Source organism: Rhodococcus sp. USK10 (assembly GCF_019378875.1).
Lineage (GTDB): Bacteria > Actinomycetota > Actinomycetes > Mycobacteriales > Mycobacteriaceae > Rhodococcus_F > Rhodococcus_F pseudokoreensis.
Genome location: NZ_CP076048.1, coordinates 607,463 through 632,040, shown reverse-complemented (window position 1 = coordinate 632,040; position 24,578 = coordinate 607,463). Strand labels below are relative to the sequence as shown.

The 24,578-nt window shown below is 61.6% G+C and carries 21 protein-coding genes; 10 read left to right on the top strand and 11 right to left on the bottom strand.

The window, feature by feature from the left end; translation table 11 throughout:
* Nucleotides 1-345: 345 nt before the first annotated feature.
* Entirely contained in the window at nucleotides 346-1,305 is a 960-nt protein-coding gene (locus I1A62_RS09785) for an NAD-dependent epimerase/dehydratase family protein (protein ID WP_192582166.1), read from the top strand.
* A 734-nt stretch (nucleotides 1,306-2,039) separates the two neighbouring features.
* Here the strand turns inward: I1A62_RS09785 and I1A62_RS09780 are convergent.
* The 6 genes from I1A62_RS09780 to I1A62_RS09755 all read right to left on the bottom strand — a co-directional run bounded on the left by I1A62_RS09780 (nucleotide 2,040) and on the right by I1A62_RS09755 (nucleotide 8,501).
* The gene (locus I1A62_RS09780) at nucleotides 2,040-2,405 is read right to left on the bottom strand and encodes an EthD domain-containing protein (protein ID WP_124396351.1); all 366 of its coding nucleotides are present in this window, start codon (nucleotides 2,403-2,405) and stop codon (nucleotides 2,040-2,042) included.
* Nucleotides 2,406-2,441: 36 nt separating this feature from the next.
* The gene (locus I1A62_RS09775; protein WP_124396352.1) at nucleotides 2,442-3,191 is read right to left on the bottom strand and encodes an SDR family NAD(P)-dependent oxidoreductase; all 750 of its coding nucleotides are present in this window, start codon (nucleotides 3,189-3,191) and stop codon (nucleotides 2,442-2,444) included.
* A 77-nt stretch (nucleotides 3,192-3,268) separates the two neighbouring features.
* Nucleotides 3,269-4,114: an MBL fold metallo-hydrolase gene (locus I1A62_RS09770; RefSeq protein ID WP_124396353.1), complete on the bottom strand. Its 846-nt coding sequence runs from the start codon at nucleotides 4,112-4,114 to the stop codon at nucleotides 3,269-3,271.
* Nucleotides 4,115-4,403: 289 nt separating this feature from the next.
* Nucleotides 4,404-6,197, bottom strand: coding sequence for an NAD(P)/FAD-dependent oxidoreductase (locus tag I1A62_RS09765; protein ID WP_124396354.1), 1,794 nt, complete (start codon nucleotides 6,195-6,197; stop codon nucleotides 4,404-4,406).
* Nucleotides 6,198-7,118: 921 nt separating this feature from the next.
* Entirely contained in the window at nucleotides 7,119-7,982 is an 864-nt protein-coding gene (locus tag I1A62_RS09760; protein ID WP_124396355.1) for an acetoacetate decarboxylase family protein, read from the bottom strand.
* 78 nt (nucleotides 7,983-8,060) lie between these two features.
* Nucleotides 8,061-8,501 (bottom strand): nuclear transport factor 2 family protein, encoded by a 441-nt coding sequence (locus I1A62_RS09755; RefSeq protein ID WP_124396356.1) that lies wholly within the window; start codon nucleotides 8,499-8,501, stop codon nucleotides 8,061-8,063.
* Between the two features lie 450 nt (nucleotides 8,502-8,951).
* On the opposite strand from I1A62_RS09755, the gene I1A62_RS09750 reads away from it, so the two are divergent.
* Nucleotides 8,952-9,764 carry an SDR family NAD(P)-dependent oxidoreductase gene (locus I1A62_RS09750; RefSeq protein WP_225858540.1) on the top strand — a complete coding sequence of 271 codons (813 nt, stop codon included), beginning with the start codon at nucleotides 8,952-8,954 and terminating at the stop codon, nucleotides 9,762-9,764.
* Between the two features lie 597 nt (nucleotides 9,765-10,361).
* Here I1A62_RS09750 and dmpG read toward each other — a convergent pair.
* The 3 genes from dmpG to I1A62_RS09735 all read right to left on the bottom strand — a co-directional run bounded on the left by dmpG (nucleotide 10,362) and on the right by I1A62_RS09735 (nucleotide 13,169).
* Nucleotides 10,362-11,390: a 4-hydroxy-2-oxovalerate aldolase gene (gene dmpG, locus I1A62_RS09745; RefSeq protein WP_124396357.1), complete on the bottom strand. Its 1,029-nt coding sequence runs from the start codon at nucleotides 11,388-11,390 to the stop codon at nucleotides 10,362-10,364.
* Nucleotides 11,387-12,298, bottom strand: a complete 912-nt coding sequence (locus I1A62_RS09740) for an acetaldehyde dehydrogenase (acetylating) (protein WP_124396358.1) — start codon at nucleotides 12,296-12,298, stop codon at nucleotides 11,387-11,389. Before I1A62_RS09740 ends, dmpG begins: the two co-directional genes overlap by 4 nt.
* An 85-nt stretch (nucleotides 12,299-12,383) precedes the next feature.
* Nucleotides 12,384-13,169 carry a 2-keto-4-pentenoate hydratase gene (locus I1A62_RS09735; protein ID WP_219458596.1) on the bottom strand — a complete coding sequence of 262 codons (786 nt, stop codon included), beginning with the start codon at nucleotides 13,167-13,169 and terminating at the stop codon, nucleotides 12,384-12,386.
* A gap of 161 nt (nucleotides 13,170-13,330) precedes the next feature.
* Here I1A62_RS09735 and I1A62_RS09730 point away from each other — a divergent pair, with 161 nt between their 5' ends.
* Entirely contained in the window at nucleotides 13,331-13,741 is a 411-nt protein-coding gene (locus I1A62_RS09730) for a nuclear transport factor 2 family protein (RefSeq protein WP_124396359.1), read from the top strand.
* A 62-nt stretch (nucleotides 13,742-13,803) separates the two neighbouring features.
* Here I1A62_RS09730 and I1A62_RS09725 read toward each other — a convergent pair whose 3' ends face one another.
* On the bottom strand, nucleotides 13,804-14,355 hold the full coding sequence (locus I1A62_RS09725) for a nitroreductase/quinone reductase family protein (protein ID WP_124396360.1): 552 nt from the start codon (nucleotides 14,353-14,355) through the stop codon (nucleotides 13,804-13,806).
* Nucleotides 14,356-14,611: 256 nt separating this feature from the next.
* Between I1A62_RS09725 and I1A62_RS09720 the strand changes: the two genes are divergently transcribed.
* A complete protein-coding gene (locus tag I1A62_RS09720; protein ID WP_124396361.1) occupies nucleotides 14,612-15,466 on the top strand; it encodes a mycofactocin-coupled SDR family oxidoreductase in 855 nt (284 codons plus the stop codon).
* 5 nt (nucleotides 15,467-15,471) lie between these two features.
* Here the strand turns inward: I1A62_RS09720 and I1A62_RS09715 are convergent, their stop codons facing one another.
* A complete protein-coding gene (locus tag I1A62_RS09715) occupies nucleotides 15,472-17,778 on the bottom strand; it encodes a LuxR C-terminal-related transcriptional regulator (protein WP_257890770.1) in 2,307 nt (768 codons plus the stop codon).
* A gap of 242 nt (nucleotides 17,779-18,020) precedes the next feature.
* Here I1A62_RS09715 and I1A62_RS09710 point away from each other — a divergent pair, with 242 nt between their 5' ends.
* The 6 genes from I1A62_RS09710 to I1A62_RS09685 all read left to right on the top strand — a co-directional run bounded on the left by I1A62_RS09710 (nucleotide 18,021) and on the right by I1A62_RS09685 (nucleotide 24,489).
* Complete coding sequence (locus tag I1A62_RS09710; protein WP_219458595.1) at nucleotides 18,021-18,794, top strand: IclR family transcriptional regulator; 774 nt, start codon at nucleotides 18,021-18,023, stop codon at nucleotides 18,792-18,794.
* A gap of 195 nt (nucleotides 18,795-18,989) precedes the next feature.
* Nucleotides 18,990-20,414: an MFS transporter gene (locus tag I1A62_RS09705; RefSeq protein ID WP_124396363.1), complete on the top strand. Its 1,425-nt coding sequence runs from the start codon at nucleotides 18,990-18,992 to the stop codon at nucleotides 20,412-20,414.
* An 83-nt stretch (nucleotides 20,415-20,497) separates the two neighbouring features.
* A complete protein-coding gene (locus I1A62_RS09700; RefSeq protein WP_124396364.1) occupies nucleotides 20,498-21,337 on the top strand; it encodes an alpha/beta fold hydrolase in 840 nt (279 codons plus the stop codon).
* Nucleotides 21,338-21,539: 202 nt separating this feature from the next.
* On the top strand, nucleotides 21,540-22,544 hold the full coding sequence (fgd, locus tag I1A62_RS09695) for a glucose-6-phosphate dehydrogenase (coenzyme-F420) (RefSeq protein ID WP_219458594.1): 1,005 nt from the start codon (nucleotides 21,540-21,542) through the stop codon (nucleotides 22,542-22,544).
* A complete protein-coding gene (pgi, locus tag I1A62_RS09690; RefSeq protein WP_124396366.1) occupies nucleotides 22,541-24,196 on the top strand; it encodes a glucose-6-phosphate isomerase in 1,656 nt (551 codons plus the stop codon). The genes fgd and pgi overlap by 4 nt, the downstream gene beginning before the upstream one ends.
* Complete coding sequence (locus tag I1A62_RS09685) at nucleotides 24,184-24,489, top strand: WhiB family transcriptional regulator (protein ID WP_124396367.1); 306 nt, start codon at nucleotides 24,184-24,186, stop codon at nucleotides 24,487-24,489. Before pgi ends, I1A62_RS09685 begins: the two co-directional genes overlap by 13 nt.
* The last annotated feature ends 89 nt before the right edge of the window (nucleotides 24,490-24,578 follow it).

Below are 24,578 nucleotides of genomic sequence, written 5' to 3'. Positions count from 1 at the left end.
CCGTCGCGGCCACGGGCCCGCTGCTCGTGCACATACAAACTGGGTCACCACGGTCCGTCGTACCATTCGAAATATGTGAACGCCACTACTGGATCGATGTGAACGTAACTAGTTTCACTGAGGGGCAACGTACTTCGAAGTCGAGCGAACACCTCTCGACTTCGCCGTCGATGTCTTCACAGCTCGAGATCTTCGACGCGATGTGGTCGTCAACCATGATCGCGCAAGTCCCGCACCAACTCGTACCCACACCCATGAAAGGACGACGAAAGTGATGATCAGAGACAACAGCCGCGCCGTCGGCCGCGGACTCACATGCCCCCACTCACCAAGCGAGGTCCCCCAGTGAAGACATTGGTCATCGGCGCGACCGGCTACGTCGGATCACGCATCGCGCAAGAGTTCAGGTCGCACGGACATGAGACCTATGGCCTGGCACGTAGCCAGAAGAGTAAGGAGGTCCTCTCCGCCGCCGGTGTAATCCCGGTCGAAGGGGATCTGGCTGAACTCGCGAAACTCGCAGCAACTGTCGACGACTTCGACGTACTGGTCTTCGCTGCAACGGTCCCATTCGAGGATGAAAAGGACGTCATCCAAGAACTGCTCACCGCATTCACCCGGCCGGGTCGATCTCTGGTATTCATTTCGGGGTCCGGAGTGGTCTCTACTGCAGCCCGCGATGGAGCCTGGAACGACTACACAGCGGCGGAAGACGACCCCTTCCCGTTCCCGGCCCTGCGAAATCGAAAGATTCGGATCACAACGGAACGTTTGCTGACCGACGCTGCATCCGAAGGACTGCGGACTTTCATCATCCGTCCGCCACTCATCTGGGGCCGGGCCGGCAGTATCCAGATTCCACAGTTCTTCGAGTCTGCCCGCAAGACCGGGACGGTCTGCTATCTCGGTCAGGGGCTGAACCTGTACTCCCACGTACACGTCGACGATGTCGCCACAGTCTCGTACCTGGCGTTCGAGAAGGGGACCCCCGGTGCCGTCTACCACTTGGTGGCCGGAGAAGTGAACTTCCGAGCAATCGCCGAGGCGGTCGGCGAGGTTACCGGCTGCCCCACCCGTAGTCTCGATTATGACCAGGCAGTCGAACTCTGGGGCGCGCCTTGGGTGGACCTCGGACTCGCGGTGAACAGCCGCATCCGGTCGCCCCGCACACGCACCGAACTTGGGTGGACGCCGGCGCACGTCGACGTCATCGAGGACATCCGGCATGGCTCCTACAAGGATGCATACGACACCGCGAAAGCACACGGCGAGGTACAGGGCTACTCCTGGGCCGCACACGGGTAGCCCGATCCTCTACCTCTTTGTGCGCTCTACGCAGATTGGGTTCCGCGAATCCAGAGGAGAGCGCTACATCGTTCCGAACAGCGCGACCGGGCACCGCACGGTGCCCGGTCGCGCTGTTCGGGTATCTCTAGACAACGCACCCAAGGCCGGATCGGGCGAGTTCGCCGCCGTATCGGCCGCAGTCGCGCGGCTACATTCACGTACCCGACACGCGACTGGTTCGGGACTCGGTTCACTGCCGGAATGGACCTGAGACGGTTCCGGGAGCGTCGAGGTCTGTTCGCGGAAAGTCGAAGGTTCGCCACAGTGAGGGCCGACTGATTGCCGACGCATGGATTACCGACGATTTCGCATACCGGTGAAGATCAGACCGACGGCTGCTGTTGAGCCGCTCGAGCGGTCACCGGACGGCGGCGGGACGCCATGTGAACGCAATCAGGCCGGCCAGCAGTGCGGGTTGAGAGGTCCGGGCTCCCGCACTGGTCTTGAGACGGTGGGGTGGAAGCCGCCGGTCACCAGTGGATCCCGGCGAGCCCGCACACGCCAGTGGCCGACCGGACTGTGCGTCCAGGTCGGCCACTTCGGGTGAAAATCATAGGCACGCGATCGCTACTGGATGCGCAAAGGATCTCGACGAGTCTGCTTCCGAATCCACCTACGGCGCGAGTTCTCGACAGGCTGCGATGCCGTCGAATCGCGGAAAGAACGTTTGATGCAAGCGGTGCTTACTCGATTCACGCTGACGGGCGGTCGGTACGTGACTCGTGAGCGACGGTGAAGAGGCGATGTGCGACACGGTCGAAGAGTTCCTCCTCATCCGCTGCGAACAGAGCGGCGACCTCGGGTTCGCTAATTCTCCCCAAAGCCTCCTCGAGCGCTGACTGATCATCGAACCAAATTTCAGTCACGACGTCGAAATCAGGTTCGTAGTTGCTACCGTCGATCGGGTTGCCGAGTGGCTGAATATATCGTCGCTGATAATGGCGGGCGGTAGGAAGGTACTTGTCAGCGAAAGGCGCATGTCCGTTCTCGTATCTCTCGATGAATTCGTCGAGCGTCAAATCGGCCCGCCGTTTCATCAGAGCGACCATCTTGATCATGAATTCCTCTCCTCCAGTTTCACTTACGGCACATGATTAGCGGGCCGTGAGGCCGCCGTCGACAACGATCGCCTGACCCGTTATGAAGGACGCCTCGTCCGAGGCTAGAAATGCAACTACAGAGCCAATTTCCGCAGGCTGTCCCCAGCGCCCCATCGGCACCCGAAGTGTCTGGTTGATGAGATAGTCGCTCTCCGCGGTGGTCGATCGATTTCGTTCTGTCATTTGCGTTTCGACATAGCCAGGGCAGACAGCGTTGACGCGAATGCCGTGTTTGGCATATTTCAATGCGGCGTCCTTCGTAGCTCCGACAACGCCGTGCTTGGCGGGCCCATAACCGGCGGGGCCGATCGATCCGGTGACGCCGGCAATTGACGCGATGTTTATCACGCTCCCACCGCCGTGCCGCCGCAGTACGTCCAAACCTGCGTTCATTCCGCGCCAGACGCCGAGCAGAAACATATCGATATTGCGTTCGAAGTCGTCTGGCTGTCCGTCGGTCGTGACGCCTGCCGAGTTGACGACAACGTCCAAGCGTCCGAAATGGGTCTCAGCTGCCAGGATGCTGGCGGCGATGGAATCGGCATCTAAGACGCTGGCCTGAACGAAGTCGGCCTCTGCGCCGCTGTCGGTGATGTCGCCTACCAGCTCTCTGCCGCGAGACTCGTCCAGGTCGGCAATCATCACCCGGGCCCCGCTGCGAGACAGCGCAAGCGCGACGGCGCGCCCAATTCCGTTCGCGCCACCCGCGACCCAGCAGACCTGGTCGACAAGGCTTGAATACATGTTTGCTCCAGTTCAATCGTCAGACCACAGGACCGATCACTCCGGACCGGCCACGGGGCACTATAGGGATGAGCAGGTCAAATGGTTTCGTAGGTCAGTCCGAATCCATTGCCGCCGGCCCTCAGGCGCCCCCATTTCATTCCCGGAAAATGTGCCGCCGCGAAGGGGAGTTTGTTGTCGTAAATGTACTTTCGGAATCGCTCGACTGCTTCGGAGGCCTTCGCGTGATCATGGTTCATTACGAAATCCCAACCTTCGATCAACTCGCCCTGTGTGTGGACTAGATCCCCGATCAAGAGACCCTTCTCGCCCCGGGAACTCAGCTCGATCACAGTCGTGCCTGGTGTGTGTCCGCTCGCTTCGAGAGCTACGACACCGGGCAGGAGCTCAGCGTCTCCCTCGAAGAGCTCGATACGGTCGAGGACCGGCGCGAATCGCACCGACACAAGGTCTCGCTCAGTGTGGGTCACCGCGACCTCCCAGTCCTCGAGTTCGTAGTCGGCGCGAGAGTAGTGCTCCCAGTCTCGTCGATCAATACGAATGGTGGCGTTGGGAAAGAAGGGTTTCCCGTTGATCGAGGTCCATCCGATGTGATCAATGTGAAGGTGGGAATAGATCACGTCCGTGATGTCGAGGGGACTGACGTCGAGGGCCCACAATGCCGAACGGAGACCTCCACCCGTAAACGGTGGGAGTGTCGGGCCGGGTCCCATCCCCGCGTCGTGGAGGACGACTCTGTCGTCGTAACGTATCAGATACGAACCGACAGTGTTGATCTGGTGACCCGTGCACTGGTCGAGGTACTTTGCGTACGGTGCCCAGTCCTCGTCAGTGGGGGCGTCGTCACCGATATACAACCCATCTTTGGCCAAAACGGCCTCGCCGTCGATGAGGCTGTCGATCCGCATGTCGCCAATCTGCATGGCTGCTCCTGGTATTGGGTTAGTGTTCGATCCGGGTCCGCGAATTCCTACGGCTCGTCGCGAGGGTGGGATTGAGATGTCTGAGCGCGTAGGAACAGTCGACTCGGAGGAGTGGTGCCACGTAGCTGAAACATCGCACTGCACCTGGTGGTGGGGCGGCGAATCGAAGTTCTTACGCTTCGATTCGCCGCCGCGGGCATTGTCGTTCCCGTCCTTCGAGCGGAGGGATCACAGTTCCGTGGTCAACGGTTGCCGTGGCTGGTCCCACCACTCGATGAACGGATGGTCTTCAGTCTTCTTGCCGGCCGGGAGTGACGTCTCGACGCAGTGAGTCGGGAATCAAATTGTTCAAGTCACCCTTGATCAGCAGGGCCAGTCTGCGGGAGGCAGGCCGCACCTGGTTGATGCCCCCTCCGTTGAACCACAGGCCACGCTGGGCAGTCGGTCGCCAAACATTCGCCCACTCGCCCTCCTCGTCCAGGCCTGCAATCTCGCCGACGCGTTCGGCGACCTCTTCACCGAATTGCTGAGCAACCTCGGTCTTGCGGTTCTGGTATCCAGTCGCGAGCACCACGAGGTCAGCATCGAGGACGCCACCATCATCGAGCCGTACTCCCTGGGGTACGAATTCGTCGATGCGATCTGCCTGGAGGACCTTGATCCCTCCAGACACGATTACCTCGGATGCGCCAACGTTGAGGTAGTAGCCGCCACCCGTTCGAAGGAACAGGTCCAGCCAGCCGGCCCCCTCGAAGCCGTCACCCAGGCGAAGGCCCGCAAGCTCCAGTCCGCGCAAGAGCTCTGCATCGCGCTCCTTGGCGAACTGATGGTAGGTCTGCGAATTGGCGAACCGCAGTGGGTTGATCAGCCCGACGCCGTACCTGATGTCAACGAGTTCGGCGGGGGTACCGTCGAAGTACGCCGCGTACGCGAGGTTTGCGGTCTCCACGTTGTTGATGATGACGGGACTACGCTGCACCATCGTGACGGTAGCGCCGTGCTGGTGCAGGTCGAGTGCGATGTCGTGCGCGCTCGACCCGACTCCCACGACGACAGCCTTCTTACCGGCGTACGCTTCGCCGCCGCCGAATTCGGACGAGTGCATCGTCTCGCCTGTGAACGAATCCAATCCGGGAAGTTTCGGGATGTTGGGCTTACCACCGATTCCGCCGGTCGCCAGCACAATGTGTTTGGGCCGAAGTGCGCGTGTCGTGCCATCGGATCGCCGGACCGTGGCAGACCAGGAATCGACCGAGTAGTCATAGTCGGCGCCTTCAAACTCCGTTGAGGTCCAGATGTCGAGATCCAGATATCGGGCGTAGATCTCCAGCCAGTTCGCGATCACGTCTTTCGGCAGGTACTCCGGGTAGTGATCCGGGAAAGGTAGGTAAGGGAAGTGGTTCATTTCGATCGGGTTGTGCAGGTTGAGCGAATGGTATCGCTTGCGCCAGTTGTCACCGACTCGTTCATGCTTGTCGATAATCAAGGATGTGACGCCGAGCTGTGTGAGATGCGCCGCGGTCATCAAGCCTGCCTGGCCGGATCCGACGATGAGCACCTCGGGATCACGGTCTTCGAATGACCGTTCACGTTCCCGATGCTGAAGCCAATTTTCGCCTCGTCTTTCCGGCGTGTAGCCGTGGCCACGAGGGTGTGCTTCGGGATACTCGGTACCTTTCAGACTTTCCAGCCGGGTGTAGATCGCGCGGGCCTTGAAACCGTACGGCGATGAATCGTCAGGGGCTCCATGTAGCAGACCCACTGCGGATCCGGCGTCCGTGTCGAAATCGAAAAATACTTCGATGACGGCACTTTCACCCTTGCCTTCTACATGAGGTGCGGGCCACTCTTCAGAGATCCGAAGATTTGCAGGCTTGATGTCGTCAACGACAGACCACAACAGCTTTTCCACGGCGATTCGTCCGTGGAACTGGCGGAAGTCCCAGGTCAATGCGCCATTGTCACGTAAGAACGACTCCTCGAGGAGAAGTTGCGCCAACTTGTCGGAACTGCGCGTCGCCAACGCTGTCTCGAAGTCGCCTAGCCAACGTTCGGCGCCTTGCCTGACTTGATTCGTGGTCATCGTCGTGTCTTCCTTGTTCGACTGGACTTCGGGTGGCCGACCGCATCCCGCGGATCGAAGTAGATGTCAACCAACTCGTCTCGCCATCGAAGGACTGAGGGCATCTTCGATGGCGAGAACACACCTGGTTGCAGTGGATGCGTCGGCGATCCCTCGGTAGGTAGGCAGGAGGGTAGTTAGTGGGATGTGATCTCCGCGAATATTGTTCGCGTATGTCGAACAAGACTCGGAGATTCGTTCGTGAAGCCACGCGAGCTTCATGCATGGGCCGCGGGTGGGGGCCATGCGAGGTATAAACGGTGTTGCACGCCTCGTGATAGTCGCGGGCACGTCTTCCAGGGTGATTCGGTGAGCATCGGTTCTGCAGACCGAGTATCGCGTCAATCTCTTCAGATTGCGAATGCCGAACTCTGTGCAATCTGATCTTTTCGAAGACCAAACTGGTGCGGAGGTACTGTCATTAATGCGGCGTCCACCGCGGTGCACGGTGCGGCTGGGCCAGGCGTGCATGGCATATCCGCCGGATATGGTCTTTCTCGTCGTAGGACAGTCTTTCGGCGGCAGGTGTACTCAATAGCATTCTCACTCGTAGAAAGTACTGGTGGGGGTGCAGTCCGAATTGTATGAATATATCTTCGTCTTCTCCGCCGCCCCAGTGCCGCCACCTCAATGCGAACTCCAGCTCTTCCATCGTCACGCGCATTAGTTCTCTCCTCCATCTGTGCCGCCATTGCGGTGGAACCTCGGGGCGGCACCTTCCGCATATGTTGTGACGTCACTCTTTCGGCGCCTGCGAGGTTCTTCGACATACGGCGGCAGACGAATGCCTGCCGTCGTATGTCGGAGTCTCAACCGCACGCGCGCCGAGATTTTTCGAGTTGCGGCGGCGGGTGCACCTCGGGGTGCGTGAAGTCGCTGGGGTCAGGCGAGAACGCGACGCGCTGCCGTATCCGTCTCCTGAAGAGGAAGGTTCTCGAGAATTTCCATCTCGCTGAACAGTTCCTTGTCCGAGTTCAGATCGAAGGACAGAGCGCCGCCAACTCCGAGGACGGGCAACTCGTCGAATGGATCGAGGTCGTCGTGACCAAAGACAATGGAGCTCTTGTCCGCCGCCCATGCGCGGGACACGGTGTTGCCGTCGCTCGGCGCGACGCAAATCGATCTATCCACGAACCCGGAGTAGTTGACGTTCGGGATCTCACGGACTGTCAGGGTCTTGCCGACCTGCGAATTTGCGGCGTTGATTGCTTCGATCTCGGCGTCGGAGAGTTCGGTGCCTGTCCGAATCGTCATGGTGACCAACCGAACACCCCGTCGGGTAACGCTGATCTCGAATTCGTTTCCGCCGATTGGGGTGAAGCGAATGTCGGCCATCTTCTTCAGCATGCCGAAGTAGACGCCCCACGGTCCCATGATGTCCATCTCGGTCTTGTCCCCGTAGAGGCCGTCCACATACTCCCAGCCGGCGCGTCCAGCGACATCCCCGTGACGCACTCGAGCCATGAACATGAAGCCCTGATACGGCGTAACCCTGCCATCGTAGGCGCGACAGCCCGGGTTGACGAAGTAGAGGACCTGAACCTCGGGCGGGAGGTCGCGATCGACTTTCAACGGGGGCGGGACGATGAGCTTTTCGATTGCATCGTGCGTGCTTGTGAACGTCATCGTGAAGTAGATCTGGTGGGGCATCGCTGGGCCGTCGTACTTGTACGCGTTGCCGGGTCGTGTTCCGCTGAGATTCAGGATCCCTCCGGTGTAGCCGGGGGATGCATTGTGTTCGCTCATGAGTACTCCTCGGTCAAATTCTGTGAATTGGCTGATATGGGTGAGATCTGTTCCTGCGGGACCCCGTACTGCAGGTCCTCAGCGACTATCGCTTCCGAGCGCTGCGAGGGCGGCGGCGGCGTCCCACAGGAACACCTGCACTTCCACTACCTTCCCCTTTCGGAGCGAGAACCACTCCAACGCCCTCATAGGAATCGAACTTGTCGCGCCATGCCAGGGGAAGGACGCATCGGCGACGATGTGAATCGTGTCTCCCTCAGTCGAGGCGAAGAGTTGATCGACCACCAGGTTTTTCGCGTCGATCGGAGACGTCGGATCCGTCAACCCGGCCATCATTTTCATGACGAGATCGCGGCCCTCGTAGACACCGCCCCATGGAAGTGATTCGGGCTCACGCACCACAACCTCGGGCGCGAAGTTATCCCTGACGGTCGCTTCGATCGTTGCTAGATCGGCGGAGTTGAATGCTTGATAGATGGTCCGCACCGTTTCGCGGGCTTCGTCGATAGATTTGGTCATGACAGGATGGTCAACTTTCGCAGTCCGGTATGGATTGGTGGCGGCTGCGGCCCGTCCTTGAAGTCACACACCCCTCGCTGTCGAGGATCGCATCGTGCAGTCCAACTGCGCCGTTCGCTAGTCACTGCACCGCTGTCGTGGGCTGTTCTGAGCTTGCAAGGTGTGGTCACCGCCACAATCAGCGTAAGAGAGGCAATCAATCCGCCGAATCGGCGTTCGCAATACACGAACCTCTCTGCCGGTTCGTCGTGGTGAGGATAGTGTCTTTGCTGTCAGTAACTTCCACACGCCAGGGCGACCCACTCGGGTTCAGCGAAGGCATGCGCGGTCGCAGCCTGCGGGCAAAAGGCCGGAAGGCCCAGACCGAGTGGAAAGCGGAAGGGGTAGTCGCGATCGAATTCCTCGCCGCACGAGTGCTCTGCCAACTTGTACTGGTGTGAAGGCGGCGGATTGCGCGCGCCGACGAATGCGCCACGTATTGACCACAAACGAGAAGGGCTTCTTATCATGGGACAACGCGTACAGGGCAAGGTTGCCATCGTCACCGGCGCAGCGAGCGGCATGGGGGCAGCCGACATTAGGCTGCTGGCGGAGGAAGGCGCATCAGTCGTTGCGGCCGACGTTGACAAAGTGCGCCTGGATTTTCAGGTCGCTCAGTTGGTGGAGGAGGGCCTCTCGGTTACCGGTGTGACCCTCGATGTAGCGAACCCGGACGACTGGGCGTCCGCTGTGCGGACCGCCGAAGAGATCTACGGTGCCGTGACGGTGCTGGTGAACAACGCGGGAATCCACCGCACCGTCGGCCTCGAAGATACGGACCAGGCGTTATGGGACCAGGTCATTGGTATCAATCAGACCGGTGTGTTCTATGGAATGCGGGCGGTGGTGCCATCGATGCGTCGCGCCGGCGGAGGTTCGATCGTCAACATTGCCTCGATTCACGGCATCGTGGGAACCGAGACTGCGACCGCCTATCACGCAAGCAAGGGCGCCGTCCGATCGATGACGAAACAGGCTGCCTGCCAGTACGGTCGTGAAAAGATCCGTGTGAACTCGATCGACCCGGGTGTGATCGAGACACAGATTCTCGTCGATGCCCGTAAGCACACCGACTTGGAACCGATGACTCAGTTGATTCCGCTGAAACGGTTCGGCGATGCTCGTGAGATCGCGCACGGCGTGCTGTTCCTTGCATCAGACGAGGCGTCGTTTATCACCGGCACGGACCTGGTCATCGATGGCGGCATGATTGCGATTCAATAGACGGAGATCAGCGATTCCAGCCTCGATCGTTCGTGGGGGTGACCTACCGGCCTGATCGACGGTCGGGGTCTGGTTCGACGGTCGAGGACGCCGATGGCCTCGACCGTCCCGCACTGTCGCGGCCCCGGTCGTCGAACCCGAGCAGCGGGCATGGCAGGCGAACGGGCCGGACCGGGCAGACCCGTAGCCGTGTGCGTTTGGGATCCCGCGGCTCGGCGAGTTGTTCGCGCACGGCGAGCATCTGGGTCCATGTGCGAGTCACAGGTGAGCTGGATGACCGCGAGCCAGCCCTGGCTCTGGTCAAATCCCCGCATCTGGTGATGCTCAGCCTTGCGATTTTCGTCGTCCGGATCCGATCCCTAAACTGGGTGCCGGTGCTTCAGGTCCGGTAGCCGACCGCGGCCTCCGCCGTGCGCCACTTCAGGGGTTCCGGTAGTCGATGCGGATATGTGTGGATGGCAGGACTTAGGGCTGCCCACCTGAACGTCACGTGGTTGCGACAGCGCTCGCGTGGTTGCGTGCTCCCGCGCGGAGCGCAGTAGTTGGAATCACCGCGGGCGGCTGCGACGGCCGCCAGCGGCGATGTCCGATGTATCGCTACGCCGACGCGCTGCGAAGCTGGACGGCGATGTCGATGATGGCGTCTTCCTGGCCGCCGACAAGGCCCAGCTCCCCACATCGTCGCAGTATGTCCTGAGCGGGGACGTCGTAACGCTCGGCCGCCTGCTCAGCGTGGAGCAGAAAGCTCGAGTAGACCCCGGCCCATCCCTGCACGATCGCGTTACGATCCATCTTCGGCCATCGCGTGAGGTAGCGATGGACTACGTCGTCGGCCGCGTCGAGCAGCCGAGTGACATCGAGTCCAGTCTTGACTCCCATCCGGTCGAAAACCGCAGAGAGTACTTCCGTCGGCGAGTTGCCCGCCCCCGCGCCGAGGGCGCAAAGCGAACCGTCGATGTATCGAACGCCGGCTTCGAACCCGAGCACAGAGTTGGCGACACCCAGAGACATGTTCTGATGGCCGTGATACCCGACCCATGCTTCCTTGCCGACTTCCGTCACCAGCGCCTCGAAGCGGTCCGCCGCATCACGCATCAACAACGCACCGGCAGAGTCTGTCACGTACACGGTCTGGCAGCCGGCGTCGACCATGACCCGGGCCTGCTCGGCCAGCTTCTCGGGGGTCGTGCGGTGCGCCATCATCAAGAATCCGGCGGTCTCCATGCCCAGCCCCGCGGCCACGCCGAAATGTTGGCACGACACATCGGCCTCGGTGCAATGAGTGGCGATACGAACCATCTCGGCGCCTGCGTCGTGGGAGCGGCGTAGATCGTCCGCCGTTCCGATCCCGGGCACCAGAAGCACGGCGATCTGCGCTGCGGTTGCCTCATCGCGGGCAGCACGGATGAGGGCAAGCTCGTCGGTCCGGGAAAAGCCGTAGTTGAACGACGACCCCCCGAGCCCATCGCCATGGGATACCTCGATGATCTCTACACCAGCGGCATCGAGTGCGCGGACGGTGTCGCGGACCTGCCGTTCTGTGAACTGATGTGCCATCGCGTGACTACCGTCACGGAGCGTGGTGTCGACTATGCGCACATCATGGGTCAATTCGGGTCGGCTCATGCCGGGGCTCCCATCTTGGATTTTGCCATCAGGTCTCCGACACGGGCGGCCGCGGCCGTCATGATGTCTAGATTTCCGGCGTATTCGGGAAGGTAGTCACCGTTCCCCTTCACTTCCAGGAACACCGCTATTCGGCCGAGCCCCCTCCAGCCCTCGCGGGGACTATCGAACTGAGGTTCAGCACGCAGTGCGTAGCCAGGTACGTACCGCTGGACCTCGGCGACCATCGCGTGTACCGACTCGATCAGTGCGGACCGATCGGCATCTGGATCGATAGCGCAGAATACCGTGTCCCTCATGATCATTGGAGGTTCAACCGGGTTCAAGATGATGATTGCCTTGCCGCGCTCGGCGCCACCGACCGCGACGACGGCGCCCGATGTGGTTTCGGTGAATTCGTCGATGTTCGCCCTGGTTCCGGGGCCCGCGCCCCGTGATGCCACCGACGCGACGATCTCGGCGTAGGGCACAGCGGTAACTCGCGACACCGCATGAACCATCGGAATGGTGGCTTGGCCGCCGCACGTGATCATGCTGACGTTCGGAGCGGTGATGTGTTCGTTCAGGTTGACGGGTGGGCATACCATCGGTCCGAGATGCGCTGGTGTGAGGTCCACGGCCTGGATGCCGGCCTCTGCATAGCGCGGAGCATGACGCGTGTGTGCGTGCGCTGAGGTGGCCTCGAAGACGATGTCGGGCAGGGGATTCTGCCGTAGGAGCCAGTCAACCCCTTCAGCTGAGGCGTCGATGCCTTTGGCCCGGGCGCGGGTCAATCCATCGGACTCGGCGACGCCGACCATGTATCTCACGTCGACAGCAGAGCTGCGCTCGAGTTTTGCCAGGAGGTCGGTGCCGATGTTTCCGGGACCGACGATCGCGGCGGTCACGGATGTGGTGCTGGTACCCATATCGCTACTTTCATCTCGGTGGTATGCCCGCGCCGGGCGCGGGCGGGTGGTGGCCGTCGGCGACCGGCGGACGGCCCACATCGGGTTAGTCACAGACCGAGATCCGCACTTCGCCGAGCCTGTCGAATTCGGCGAGGAAATGATCGCCGGGAAGCATGGGGACCGCGGCGTGGAGCGCGCCGGTCAGGATGAGATGCCCAGGCTCGAGTGCGACGCCGTCGCCACCCAAGACGTTCGCAAGCCATGCGACCACCGCGACCGGATCGCCGAGCGCGGCGGCTCCGACGCCCGCATCGATTGGTTCGCCGTTGCGTGAGAGAACCATACCGATCAGTCTGGGGTCGAAATCGGTCACCGCGACGACGTTCTCAGATGCGACCATGGCCCCATTCGAGGCCAGATCGGCGACCGTGTCGGCCAACCGGATCCGCCAATCACGGATTCGGGAATCCACGATTTCCATTGAGGCGACGGCCCCGGAGATTGCACGTCGTGCGTGTTCTGGGGTGATGCCAGGACCGAGTAGCCGCTCACCAAGCACGAAACCGATCTCGGCTTCGAGCTTGGGCGAGATGAAGTTGCCAACCGACACCTCGGCTCCGTCGCGGAATACTGTCGAGGCCAGCACCGGACCGTAGTCGGGGGTGTCGAGACCGATCAGATCCTGCATCGCCTTGGATGTGGCCCCGACCTTGTGGCCGATGACACGATCGCCCTCGGCGAGCAGGAGTTTGACGAGTTCCTGCTGGATGCGGTATCCGTCGGCCATGGTCAGTGAACGGTGAACGTCGGTGAACGGCTCAATTGGCGTGTGATTTCGGCGCGCGACATACAAGGCTCGTGCCATCGCAACGGCATTCGGGGTCGGCACCGGGTGTTCTCCTCCGTGACAGGGTTTGGAATGGCGAGGGTATGTGCACCAGGTCCCGGCGTGCGATGTGTGTTCACCATAGCCGAACAACTGCCGACCATTGCGGGCATCGGCGATAGCCTTCTCTGGGAGATGCTGCTCCGAAACAGAATTGAGGAAATATGGAAGAGAACAAGTCGGTGTGCCGTGAGTACCTGGACGCAATCGGCAGAGGGGACGCCGCCGGGGTGCGCTCGTGTGTGACTGATGACTTCGTTCACGTTCAGCTGGGGACGAGTAGCGCTTCAGGCCGTCGTGACCTGTCGGGTGTCCTCGAGCTGGTTGAGATGCTCGACCAGATCACGGTGTCCGGAGTAGATTTCACGTTCGAAAGCATGACCGAGGAGCGGAACCGGGTTGCGACGTTGGTAACCGGCAAGTCGGAACTTGTCGGAGGCGGCCGGTACGACAACATCTATTCGATCCTCTTTCATCTTCGCGACGGAAGGATCTTCATGATGGAGGAGCTGTTGGACACCAAGTATCTCGATACTGCGCTGGCCGACGTCCTCGGAGGAATCCAGACTGGATGAGTTGGGCAGTGAACAAATTGCGGGCCCGACCATGCCCTGGTGGGGCCCGCAATCTGGATTGGTCAGGAGTCGAGTGCGCCTTCGAGCGCAATGACCGGCAGCGCGCGCTCGGTCATGCCCTGGAAGACTGCGTAACTGGGTGCGATCGCGACAGCGGCATCCCACACCTTCGTTCGCTCGGGACTGCCACCGGAGACTTCCCGGGCAGTGACATCGATGCGCCGCCGTCGGAGGGTGACCTGCGCGTGTGGGGTGGCCCGCAGGTTGTGCACCCAGGAAGGGTCTTTCGAGGCCCCGGCGGCGGACCCGATGACGTAGGCAGTGCCGTCGACACGGAAGTAGGGCATCACCGTTTCTCGTTGCCGACCGGTGCGCTGTCCTGTCGAATGAATTAACAGGACCGTCAGGGGGCTTACGCCCTGCATGGCCGTGAATGCGATCGACAGCATGGATACACCCAGGTATCGAACGGCATAACGGTCCAATTGTCTGCCTCGGTCGCTGCCGAGGAAATCGACCGTGGCGCGACCGATTCTGGTGCGGAACAGTGGTCCGAGGACGCGCCGCCGGGTCTGCGGTTCGCTTGTCTCGGTCGCCTGATTTGAGTAGGACATTGATACTCCCTTGTCGCGGATCGCAGTTGGCCGGATTCTGTACGCGGATTGGATCGTGGTTAATGCTGTTGGCAAATGCTGAGCACACGTTAAGCAGCATTGCAGTGGCTCTGAATGGTGGTTCGCGATACGCGAACCGTCATGTCGTCGTCTGATCTGACGAAATACGCTGGCTCCTCGGGCCCAACGTCCGGCTTTCGGCGATCTGGGCTACATGGGACAACCGCCCGTGTTTCGATTCGAAAAGGAGTGTGGGATGGGCTTGTTGGACGGCAAAGTCGTGCTGATCACGGGGGGCGCCCGTGGACAGGGACGTGCTCATGCTTTGACCTCGGCTCGCGAGGGTGCGGACGTCGTGATCGTCGACATTGCAACGCAACTGGACACGGTTCCGTACCCGATGGCGTCACCGTCGGATCTCGCTGAGACTGTCGAGCTCGTGGAGGGATTGGGTAGGCGGGCGATCGCGGTACAAGCGGATGTGCGATCACAACCGGAGATCGATCGCGCCGTCGCGGAGACCATTGGCCGGCTAGGCAAACTCGACGCGCTCGTTATCAATCATGGGATTTGGTCGTCGGCACCGTTCTGGGAGGTCACAGATCTCCAATGGGAGGAGATGCTCGGGGTCAACCTCTCGGCGGTGTGGCGGTGCGCGAAAGCAGTTGCCCCGCACATGATAGAGCGAGGGCAGGGCTCCATCGTGGTGACCGCCTCAGTTGCCGGGTTCGAGCCGGGATTCAATGCAGCGCACTATTCGACTGCCAAACATGGAGTTATCGGTCTTGTGCGGAACCTGGCTTACGAGCTCGCCCCGCACGGCGTACGGTGTAATGCGGTGGCTCCGGGTGTGATCGACACCCCCATGATCAACAGTCAGGTCTCAGTCGACATTCTGGTCGGACGCCCGGGCGGCACGACCGCCGATCTTGTTGCGGCAGGTTCGCATTACCACGCGCTCAAAGGTGCGACGGCACTGCCGCCACAGGCTGTGGCGGATGCGGTGCTGTGGCTCAACTCCGATATGGCCGCCAGCGTCACTGGCGTCACCGTGCCGGTCGATGCCGGCCACATGACTCTTCCCGGGTTCAACCACGCGCCGACGAGTTGAGTGTTCTATCGTTGTTCGACGAACCAGGTGGCGATCTGGGTACGCGATGTGAAACCGAGCTTCATCAGAATGTTCTCGACATGTCCTTGCGCGGTGCGCTGTGAGATGACGAGACGCTCCGCGATGACCTTGTTGGTGAGTCCCTGCGAGACCAGTGTCGCCACTTCTTTTTCACGTTTGGTCAGTTCGGTCAACTCGCCGCCGTGCGTTCTCTTCGAAGTCGGCAGCTCGTCGAGTGCGAAGGCGACCGCCGCGTCGCGATCCATCTCCTTGCCACGTACTGACGCCGCTTCAAAACCCTTCGTGCCGAGAGCGCTGCGTGCTTGGCGTTCGCACACGTCCTGGAAGACCTGCATGTCGGAGAAGGTGACGTTCTCCCCACCCATCTGCTGCCACAACGCATCGGCTGCACCCAACAGGGTGGCCGCCCTCTTCTCGTGGTGCTGGTCCGCTGCGATCCATGCCAGGACCTGCAGGCACCAGGCGGTCGCCAGCGGATCATCTACTTGACGAGTGAGTCTCAGGCCGCGTTCGAGTGACCGCACCGCTTCGCCGGGGTCTCCCTGCCTCCACAGGGAGATCCCGAGGGCCCAGAGCGGGTAGGACTGCAAGACGGACGGGCCGCAGGGTTTCGACAGCTCGAGTGCTTGGTAGAAACGTGAGACGGCTTGTTCCATGTCGCTGAGGATCATGTTCGCGAGCCCAAGTCCTTGGACGGACCCGAGTTGCATGAAGGTGTTTCCCTGGTCGCGGAATAATGCGAGGGCGTTGCCGAGGTGGGTGACGGCGCGGCTGGGTTCGCCCTGGTAGAGCATGTGGAATCCGATGGCGTATTCGGCGAAAGGTTGGACCGCACCATCCGTTGACCGGTCGCCGATTGCGACGGCCTCGTCGATCAATGCCGTGGCTGACAGTGTGTCGCCCTGGAGTCCGGCCAGCACGCTGTCGATGAACAGTGCCTGGGCTCGGTCTCCGGTGCTTTCGTTCTGAACTTGCAAGGCCCGATCGAGCCATCTGCGGCCCTCACCGAACAGGCCTCGAGTGAGCCAGAAGGGGTACAAGGTGGTGGCTATCAGGAGACCGGCTCGACCTTCTCCGGGTTCGGTGAGGCAGAACTCCATCGCGTCTCGTAGATTGGGTTGTTCACGGTCGAGCCGTGACATCCATTCACCGTGCTGCGACGTGACCCAGCCTTCCGCGCCGAGTGCTGCCAGTCGGCCGAACCAGTCCTTGTGCCGGCGTCGTAGTGTCGGGTAGTCACCGCTAGAGCCCAGCTTCTCCAGGCCGTACTCGCGCAACGTTTCGAGTAGCCGGTACCGGACGACGGGCCCCGGCTCTTCTCTGATGAGGATGGACTTGTCGACGAGCGAGCCGACAACGTCGAGCAGCTTCTGGTCGGTCCACTCGTCGACACAGACCCCCGCTATTGCGTCGAATTCGACGCCGCCGGCGAAGACGGAGAGGCGTGCCCACAGTGATTGTTCTTGTGGCGTACACAAGTCGTAGCTCCAGTCGACTGACAGCCGCAATGTCTGTTGGCGGGAAGGAGCGCCGCGGTGTCCGCTGGTCAGCAACTCGTATCGATCAGTGAGATGGTCCAAGATCTGTGACGTGGACATTGCGCGCAAACGCGCGGCCGCCAACTCGATCGGAAGTGGCAAGCCGTCGAGCCGATGACAGATCTGAGCGACTGTCATCCTGTTTTCGTCGGTGAGTTCGAACTCGGGCAAGTTCGACCTGGCGCGCTCGGCGAAGAGTGTCACCGCGTCGTAGCCGTGCTGCCCCTGCGTCGCCTGTGGACGGGCCAGATCGGGTGTTTCGAGCGGCGGTACCCGCATGATCGATTCGCCGCCGATATTTAGTGGCTCGCGGCTCGTGGTTAGAATCCGCAGTTCCGGGCAGGTCCGCAATAGCGCTTCGCTCAACTCGGCAACTGCGCTGAGGATGTGCTCGCAGTTGTCGAGTACGAGGAGGAGCTGTCGCGAGGTGAGATGCTCTGCCAGGACTTCGTAGATCGGTCGGTTGGTGTGGTTGCGCACCCGAAGCGCGACCGCGATCGTTTCAGCAAGTAACGAAGCGTCCCGAACCTCGCCCAGCTCGACCAACCAGACGGCGTCGCTGAATGCGCGTTGCGCTGCTGCGGCAGCTCTGAGTGCTAGGCGTGTCTTCCCGACACCGCCGATACCGGTGAGAGTTACCAGTCGGGTCACCGACAACAGCCGCTTGACCTCGGATTGTTCGCGTCGTCGCCCGACGAAGCTGGTCAGCTCCATGGGCAGGTTCCCGACCACTTTGCGCGCTTTCTCAACCACCTCTCGATGCTGCCATCTTCGACGAACATATTCCATGGACATGCGCCCGAAACGGGCGAGGTGACTGCTCACTGTTGAACCGCCCGGCTGGCGGTTCCTGGCCGAAAACGGGTAGGTATCCCCGCAATGTGGCCGGTACCCCGGCCGCGGCATGGCAAGAAGCTTGACGCTGGACCTTGTGACCGCTCTGTTGCCGGCGACGACATCGGTGGTGGTCGAACACAGCAGATGTAGGAGCCATGATGCTCGGAACCGTTACCAAGGCAGGGAAAGTGCTGGATCTGTTCACCGCCACGAGCCCGGAGTGGGGTGTTCGCGAGGTTGCAGACCGGCTACAGATCCCCAAGTCCAGCGCGCATGCACTGTTGGCGACTCTGAGCGACATCGGCCTGGTGCGCAGGCTCGCAGAGGGCAGATACCGGCTCGGCTGGCGCATCGTGGAGCTGAACCGGACCCTGATCGACAGCACCGATCTTCTCACTGCTGCGCGCCCACAACTGGGGTATCTCGCCGACCAATTGCGCGCAACAGTCCAGGTCGCGGCCCTCCGTGAAGACGCGGTGATCGTCCTCGACAAGGTCGTCGGGGCCGGAATCTCGGACTTCAGCGCGTCCGCGGTGGGACGGGCAGTACCGATCCACTGTTCTGCGTTGGGGAAGGTTCTGCTGGCGCAACTCGACGTGTGCCGTGTGGACACCATCGTCGAACGTCACGGACTCGAGAAGCGAACCGCCCGCACAATCACCTCGTCATCGCGGTTTCGTGCGGAACTCGAGGCGGTTCGGCTTCGCGGCTGCGGCTACGACATCGAAGAGTCGACGGGCCGGCAGTGCTGTGTCGCCGCGCCCGTTCGTGATGCGGTAGGGGATGTATATGCCGCAATCAGCATTACCCTGCCCCTGCATCCGTTCCGGCGGAATCCCGAGATGGTGCGCCGCGCCGTGCAGCGCGCGGCGGCCGGGGTCTCGAAAAGCAGTTGTCCGGTCGCACAACGCCACGTTGGGGGAGCCTCATGATGGATCATCATGAGCACGAGGTTCGTGTCAGTCTCCGCTCTGTTCGGGCATGCCGAACAGCGATTCTGGCCAGACCGCCCCCTCCTTACAGTGGCCAACGACTGATGCGGTCGCCGGTAGGGCCGATATGGGAACACCATCGTCCGTTTGCCTGTGCGGTCGCTAACAACGACCCGAACAAGAAAGCTGACCTCATTGTCCTCGATCGACCTCGTTCCTGCGTTTCTAGGACGACAACAAACATGCGGGCGACATGTCCGCATCCTTGCCCTGGTCGCTGCACTGATAATGCTGGACGGAGTTGATCTTCAACTACTCGCTCTGACCACCCCACTGATCGTTGACGACTGGGAGATCGACGCCGCTGTGATGGCACCGGCACTGACTGCAGCGCTCGTGGGAATGGCCGTCGGCACTCTCGTCGGTGGGTGGTTGGAAGACCGGCTCGGCAGACGCCGTGTAATTCTCTTCAGTGCAACGTTCTTCGGCATCATGACACTGGCGACCAGTCAAGCATGGGATGTAACTGCGCTGACAGGAATCCGCTTTCTCGCAGGATGCGGTTTCGGTGCCGTCACACCCAATATCTATTCGCTATCCGGTGAAATTTTTCCCGCCGGCCTGCGCGCGCGAGTGATGGGATTGCTTGCGGTAGGCATTCCCCTCGGTGGTGTCATCGGTGCCGGGATCGCCCTCGTCGCGATCGGCCCACTGGGTTGGCGGGGATGTTTCGTGCTCGTTGGCGTCATCACCATCGCCGTAGTGACGGCCGCGTGGCGCGGCCTGCCCGAGTCTCCGAGCTACTACTTCATGTCCGGGTCGGTCGAGAAGGCCGTATCGACGTTGCACAGGATTACCGGCCGAAGTGCGGACGAAATCCGCACGCTGGCTGATGCAGTTGCAGTCGAGGTGCATGATGGCACTACTGCGACCGACGGCTACAACGAGACCGATGACGGAGGAATCTTCGGAAGCCGAAGCTTGCGCCTTACCGTGGGGGCCTCAATTTCGTTCTTCGCGCTCTTCTTCATCACTTATGGCTTCCTCAACTGGCAACCAGCTCTCCTAGAGTCGGCCGGCCTCGCGCTCGATACTGTGTTGCAGGCGAGCCTGGTACTCAACGTTATGTCGACCGTCGGCGGGCTCCTTGTCGCAGTCGGACTCGACCGGATCGGTTCGCGGGTCACCATAATCTCCGGTGCGGTCGTCGCGGCCGGAGTGCTCGCCTCCATGCCGATGCTGATTTCGGTCGCGGTTGACGGCAGCGGCGGCGGCGAGATCGCCCTGTTCGTCTCGATCGCGGCAATAGGTTTCATTATCGGCTATGTAGGCGCAACTCTGTACGCCAATGTCGCGGTGGGTTATCCAATCCGATTTCGCTCTAGTGGTGTCGGGTTCGCCGCTGCGGTCGCACGTTCGGCGGGAATAGTTGTCACATTCACGGGAGGGTTTCTTCTCTCCGCAGCGACCAGCGGTGTGATGTTCTTTGTGACTCTGGTCGCGATGAGCGTTTTCTCGGTGATCGGGGCTTTGATCAACAATCGTCAAATCGTGCCGTTTCGAAGGCGCCTGCCTGATTCGCGCGCGGCGCGTCACCGCGACGCTCGAGCGCTGGAATGAGCGGCTCCGGCCGAATTCACTTGCTGTACAAATTGTTCGAGCGTCACTCCCGCAGTCTGAAACGATCCGACGAGAGATGGAATATGAACGACAAACCGGAGCTCCTGCGCGAGATTGCGTGCACGATTGAGATTGACGGGCTCGAGACCAACTATCTGGAGATTGGAGAGGGCGACACCCTGGTCCTACTCCACGGAGGCGAGTTCGGAGCATCCGCCGAATTGTGCTGGGAAGAGAACATTTTTGAGCTGTCGAGCCATTTCCGTGTGATAGCCCCGGACTGGCTCGGATTCGGTAAGTCGGCGAAGGTGCATGATTTCGTCGACGGCAAGGCAAGACGCCTTCGGCACATGTCCCAGTTCTGTCGAGCAGTGGATGTCGACGACGCAGTATTCGTGGGAAATTCCATGGGGGGCGCGATGCTTCTCGCTGATGCCGCATCTGCTTCCCCGCTGCTGCCTGCGCGCAAAATCGTCAGCGTCTGTGGCGGAGGCGCCATGGCCAAGAACGACTCCGTGGACGCGCTGTTTGCTTATGACGGTTCGTTCGAGGCGATGGAGAGACTGCTAGGGGCGTTGTTCCATGGTGAGTACTGGCGTTCAGATCGCAACTATATTCGTCGGCGTCATTCGGCCAGTATTCAACCCGGAGCATGGGAAGCAGTAGCAGCGGCGCGATTCCGTCGGCCTACTGCCGCCTCTGCAAAGGAATCGAGCCGAACGCCCAATTACCGCTCGATCGATGTCCCGGTGTTGATCGTCGCGGGGAACCAGGACAAACTCAAGCCGCGTGGATGGGCTCCAGAGCTCGCAAACGATGTCCCCGGTGCGACGTATGTCGATATCGACGGCGCCGGGCACTGCCCACAGATCGAGCAGCCTGATCGTTTTCACCAGGTACTACTCGATTTCATCGATAGTTGATCGCAGTAGGCGAGCCTATGGCCGGAAGGTGGGGAACATCACTTCGGATTGGTTGGCTCGAGACGAGAAGGCCACGACATGCGAGTCCTACGCCGATCGCCATGTCACACGTACAAGGAGTACCCGGTGCAGTTGGGTTTGATAGGTCTAGGGCGCTGCGGCAGCAGTTCGGCCGACACCGGACCACGGAGGCAGTGCAGTCATGATGAAGCTCGGTTATAAGGCGTCCGCGGAGCAGTTCGGTCCGCGGGAGTTGGTGGAGTTGGGTGTGTTGGCGGAGGCGCACGGGGTGGATTCGGCGACGGTGTCGGATCATTTCCAGCCGTGGCGGCACGAGGGCGGTCATGCGCCGTTCTCGCTGGCGTGGATGACGGCGGTGGGGGAGCGGACGGAGCGGTTGCAGTTGGGGACGTCGGTGATGACGCCGACGTTCCGGTACAACCCGGCGGTGGTGGCGCAGGCGTTCGCGACGATGGGTTGTCTGTATCCGGGGCGGATCATGCTCGGTGTAGGTACCGGCGAGGCGCTCAATGAGATCGCGACCGGTTTTGCCGGGGAGTGGCCGGAATTCAAGGAGCGGTTCGCGCGGCTGCGGGAGGCGGTCCGGTTGATGCGGGAACTCTGGCTCGGTGACCGGGTCGATTTCGAGGGTGACTACTTCTCCACGAAGGGGGCGTCGATCTACGACGTGCCCGAGGGCGGGATCCCGGTGTACATCGCGGCGGGTGGCCCGGTGGTGGCCCGGTACGCCGGTCGTAGCGGTGACGGGTTCATCTGCACGTCGGGCAAGGGGATGGAGTTGTACACGGAGAAGTTGATGCCTGCGGTCGCGGAGGGGGCGGCCAAGGCCGAGCGGGATGTCGCGGAGATCGACAAGATGATCGAGATCAAGATTTCGTACGACACGGATCCGGAGTTGGCGCTCGAGAACACACGCTTCTGGGCGCCGTTGTCGTTGACGCCGGAGCAGAAGCATTCGATCGAGGATCCGATCGAGATGGAGAAGGCGGCGGATGCGTTGCCGATCGAGCAGGTGGCGAAGCGGTGGATCGTGGCGTCGGATCCGGACGAGGCGGTGGCGCAGATCCGCCCGTACCTCGACGCCGGGTTGAATCACCTCGTCTTCCACGCTCCCGGGCACGACCAGAAGCGGTTCCTGGAGTTGTTCGAGAAGGACCTGGCACCCCGGCTGCGGGGACTCGCATGACACACAACGTGACCGATACCCCGCTGTGGCAGAAACTGTCTGATCACCACCGGGAAGTCGCATCCACGCACCTGCGGGAGTTGTTCGACACCGACCCGAACCGCGGCACCGACCTTGCCCTTACCGCCGCTGATCTCTACATCGACTACAGCAAGCACCGCGTCACCCGCGAAACCCTCGGGCTCCTCCTGGATCTGGCCCGGGCGGCGGGTGTGGAGGAACGCCGGGACGCGATGTTCGCGGGTGCACACATCAATACCTCCGAAGACCGCGCGGTGCTGCACACTGCGTTGCGGATGCCGCCCGAGGGTGAGCTGATCGTGGACGGGCAGAACGTGATCGCGGAGGTGCACGCGGTGCTCCGTCGGATGGGCGAGTTCACCGACCGGGTGCGGTCCGGGGAGTGGCGCGGCGCGACAGGCAAACGCATCGACACCGTAGTGAACATCGGCATCGGGGGTTCGGACCTGGGGCCGGCGATGGTGTGCCGAGCGTTGCGGCACTACGCGGACGGCCCCGATGTGCGGTTCGTGTCGAACATCGACCCCACGGACCTGCTGTCGACTCTCACGGATCTCGACCCCGCGAGCACACTGTTCGTGGTGGTGTCGAAAACGTTCTCCACGCTGGAGACGATGACCAACGCCGCCGCGGCCCGCCGGTGGGTCACCGAGGCACTCGGCGACGATGCCGTCCCGCAGCACTTCGTCGCCGTCTCCACCGACGAAGAACGGGTCGCCGCGTTCGGCATCAACCGGGCGAGCACGTTCGGGTTTTGGGACTGGGTCGGGGGACGATACTCGGTCGGTTCGGCCGTCGGTCTCGCGGTCATGGCCGCGATAGGCCGCGATCGCTTCGCCGAATTCCTCGACGGCTTCCACCAGCTCGACGAGCACTTCCGCACCGCCCCGCTCGAGTCGAACGCACCGGTCCTGCTGGGCTTGCTGGGGGTCTGGTACGGGAGCTTCTTCGGTTGCGATTCTCGTGCGGTGCTGCCGTACTCGCACGACCTGGCACGATTCCCGGCTTACCTGCAGCAGTTGACGATGGAATCGAACGGCAAGTCGGTACGGGCGGACGGGACTCCCGTCGGTGCGGCGACGGGTGAGGTGTTCTGGGGTGAGCCCGGAACCAACGGTCAGCACGCCTTCCACCAGCTGCTGCACCAGGGCACGCGGTTGATTCCCGTGGACTTTCTGGGGTTCGCACAGCCCCTCGCCGATCTACCGACCCTCGACGGGGTGGGGTCGATGCACGGGGTTCTGACGGCGAACATGCTCGCTCAGTCCAAGGTGCTGGCGTTCGGCAAGACAGCCGACGAGATCGCTGCCGAGGGCACCGAGACCGAGCTGATTCCGCACAAGGTGATGCCCGGCAACCGGCCCTCCACCACAATTCTCGGAACCAGGCTCACCCCGTCGGCCCTGGGACAGTTGATCGCCCTGTATGAGCACCAGGTGTTCGTGCAGGGAGTCGTGTGGGGTATCGATTCGTTCGACCAATGGGGCGTCGAACTCGGCAAGACATCAGCACTGGAACTGGGACCGGCCCTCGGGGACCCTGACAGTCCCGCCGCCGTCGGGGACAGTTCCACCGACGAATTGATCAACGAGTACCGGCGGGCACGGGACGGACACCCATGCCTGCGTTGATGTTGAAACTTCCGACACCGGTCGCCGAGTCCTGGGACTGGCAACTGGCCGCCGCCTGCCGGGATGCTGACCCCACGGTGTTCTTCCACCCCGACAACGAACGCGGCGAACCACGCAAGAGTCGGATACGTGAAGCCAAGCGGATCTGCCGACGTTGTTCCGTGCGCGCCCGGTGCCTCAACTATGCACTCGAAGCCAGGGAACGTCACGGAACGTGGGGCGGATACACCGAAGACGAACGACGAACACTCCACCGACAGTCCGCGCAGTACGAGCGAGACCGCGCTTCCTGAACCCGCGGACGCTGCGACACTCGCACGATTCAGGGCAACGCGACTGGGTCGAATCCTCTGGCTCCGCGTTCCGAACGGCGAGCCGGAAA

Excerpts from the sequence above, each read along its gene's own strand:
- I1A62_RS09725 (WP_124396360.1), bottom strand. The coding sequence starts at position 14,355 with ATGTCCTACTCAAATCAGGCGACCGAGACAAGCGAACCGCAGACCCGG.
- I1A62_RS09710 (WP_219458595.1), top strand. The coding sequence starts at position 18,021 with ATGCTCGGAACCGTTACCAAGGCAGGGAAAGTGCTGGATCTGTTCACC.
- I1A62_RS09700 (WP_124396364.1), top strand. The coding sequence starts at position 20,498 with ATGAACGACAAACCGGAGCTCCTGCGCGAGATTGCGTGCACGATTGAG.
- I1A62_RS09720 (WP_124396361.1), top strand. The coding sequence starts at position 14,612 with ATGGGCTTGTTGGACGGCAAAGTCGTGCTGATCACGGGGGGCGCCCGT.
- I1A62_RS09775 (WP_124396352.1), bottom strand. The coding sequence starts at position 3,191 with ATGTATTCAAGCCTTGTCGACCAGGTCTGCTGGGTCGCGGGTGGCGCG.
- I1A62_RS09740 (WP_124396358.1), bottom strand. The coding sequence starts at position 12,298 with ATGGGTACCAGCACCACATCCGTGACCGCCGCGATCGTCGGTCCCGGA.
- pgi (WP_124396366.1), top strand. The coding sequence starts at position 22,541 with ATGACACACAACGTGACCGATACCCCGCTGTGGCAGAAACTGTCTGAT.
- I1A62_RS09760 (WP_124396355.1), bottom strand. The coding sequence starts at position 7,982 with ATGAGCGAACACAATGCATCCCCCGGCTACACCGGAGGGATCCTGAAT.
- I1A62_RS09755 (WP_124396356.1), bottom strand. The coding sequence starts at position 8,501 with ATGACCAAATCTATCGACGAAGCCCGCGAAACGGTGCGGACCATCTAT.
- I1A62_RS09780 (WP_124396351.1), bottom strand. The coding sequence starts at position 2,405 with ATGATCAAGATGGTCGCTCTGATGAAACGGCGGGCCGATTTGACGCTC.
- dmpG (WP_124396357.1), bottom strand. The coding sequence starts at position 11,390 with ATGAGCCGACCCGAATTGACCCATGATGTGCGCATAGTCGACACCACG.
- fgd (WP_219458594.1), top strand. The coding sequence starts at position 21,540 with ATGATGAAGCTCGGTTATAAGGCGTCCGCGGAGCAGTTCGGTCCGCGG.
- I1A62_RS09770 (WP_124396353.1), bottom strand. The coding sequence starts at position 4,114 with ATGCAGATTGGCGACATGCGGATCGACAGCCTCATCGACGGCGAGGCC.
- I1A62_RS09730 (WP_124396359.1), top strand. The coding sequence starts at position 13,331 with ATGGAAGAGAACAAGTCGGTGTGCCGTGAGTACCTGGACGCAATCGGC.
- I1A62_RS09685 (WP_124396367.1), top strand. The coding sequence starts at position 24,184 with ATGCCTGCGTTGATGTTGAAACTTCCGACACCGGTCGCCGAGTCCTGG.
- I1A62_RS09765 (WP_124396354.1), bottom strand. The coding sequence starts at position 6,197 with ATGACCACGAATCAAGTCAGGCAAGGCGCCGAACGTTGGCTAGGCGAC.